Annotated in this window: 1 protein-coding gene; it reads left to right on the forward strand. The window is 70.0% G+C overall.

Features of this window, described 5'->3' with window-relative positions:
- On the forward strand, positions 1-1,743 hold a 1,743-nt coding region (locus ACZ5XS_RS45745; RefSeq protein WP_468661640.1), incomplete at both ends, for a condensation domain-containing protein.

Raw genomic sequence — 1,743 nt, forward strand, 5'->3', positions numbered from 1 at the left:
GGCAAACTCGACCGCGGGGCGCTTCCCGCCCCCGACTACGCCACGGCGTCGGCGGCTGGTGGCCGGGCGCCGGGGTCGGTGCAGGAGGAGATCCTCTGCCAGGCGTTCGCGCAGGTTCTGGGCGTGGACCAGGTCGGTGTGGATGACGACTTCTTCGTGCTGGGCGGCCACTCACTGCTGGCGACCCGGCTGGTGAGCCGGATACGGGCGCTGCTCGGCGTGGAAGTGGAGATCAGGACGCTCTTCGAGATACCGACTGTGGCGGGGCTGGCCGCGCGGCTGGCAGAAGCGGCCGATGCGCGCGACGCCTTGGTGCCGATGGAGCGGCCGGAGCGGGTGCCGCTGTCGTACGGGCAGCGCCGGCTGTGGTTCATCGGCCAACTGGAGGGCCCGAGCCAGACCTACAACAGCCCGGTGGCACTGCGCTTGGCCGGGCGGCTGGATCGGCAGGCGCTGGCCGACGCCCTGCGGGACGTGATGGTGCGCCATGAGTCCCTGCGCACGGTCTTCCGGGTAGCGGACGGTGAACCGTACCAGCACGTCCTCGGCATGGACGAGATCGCCTGGGAGCTGCCCACAGACCGGCTCACCTCGGCCGAACTGCCCGACGAGCTCGCTCGGATCGCCGCGTACGCCTTCGACCTCGAGGCCGAGGTGCCGCTGAAGGCCTGGCTCTTCGAGACCGGTCCCGAGGAGCACGTGCTCGCGCTGGTGATGCACCACATCGCGGGTGACGGCTGGTCGACCGCGCCCCTGGCGCGCGATGTGTCGCTGGCGTACGCGGCGAGGTGCGAGGGGCGGGCGCCCGAGTGGGAGCCGTTGCCGGTGCAATACGCGGACTACGCCCTGTGGCAGCGCGAGTTGCTTGGGTCCGAGGCGGACGCGGCGAGCAGGATGTCGCGGCAGGTCGCGTACTGGCGCGATGCGCTGGCGGGCGTACCGGAGGAGCTGGGGCTCCCGTTCGACCGGCCTCGTCCCGTGGTCGCCTCGCACCAGGGGTTCTCCGCCGCGTTCGAGATGCCCGCGGAGTTGCACACGCGGATGCTGGAAGTAGCCCGTGCTGAGGGCGTGACGGTGTTCATGGTGTTGCAGGCGGCGCTTGCGGTGACGTTGCACCGGTTGGGTGCGGGGACGGATATTCCGATCGGGTCGGCGATTGCCGGGCGGACGGATGAGGCGCTGGACGAGCTGGTCGGCTGCTTCGTGAACACGCTGGTGGTGCGTACGGACCTGTCCGGGGATCCGTCGTTCGCCCACTTGCTGCAACGGGTGCGGGAGACCGGTCTGCAGGCGTATGCGCATCAGGATGTGCCGTTCGAACAGCTGGTGGAGGAACTGGCGCCGACCCGGTCGCTGGCCCGGCATCCGCTCTTCCAGGTCGTTCTCACGATGCACAACACCGCGGAAGCCACCGTGGTGCTGCCCGGCCTCGACGTCGAACTACTCCCGACCGATCGTCCGGCGGCGAAGTTCGACCTGGACGTGATGGTCGGCGAGACGTACGACACCGACGGAGCACCCGCGGGCGTGCGGGGTGCCGTGACGGTCGCGACCGACCTCTTTGACACGGAGACCGCTCAGGCGATCGCTGACCGCTGGGTCAGGGTGCTGGACCGGCTGCTGGCGGAGCCCGAGGAGCGGCTGTCGACGGTGGATGTCCTGGACCCGGTTGAGCGTGGGCGGGTGTTGGTGGAGTGGAATGACACTGCTGGGCCGGTGGCTGGGGTGTTGGTGCCGGAGTTG

This window comes from Streptomyces sp. NPDC033131, assembly GCF_055578365.1.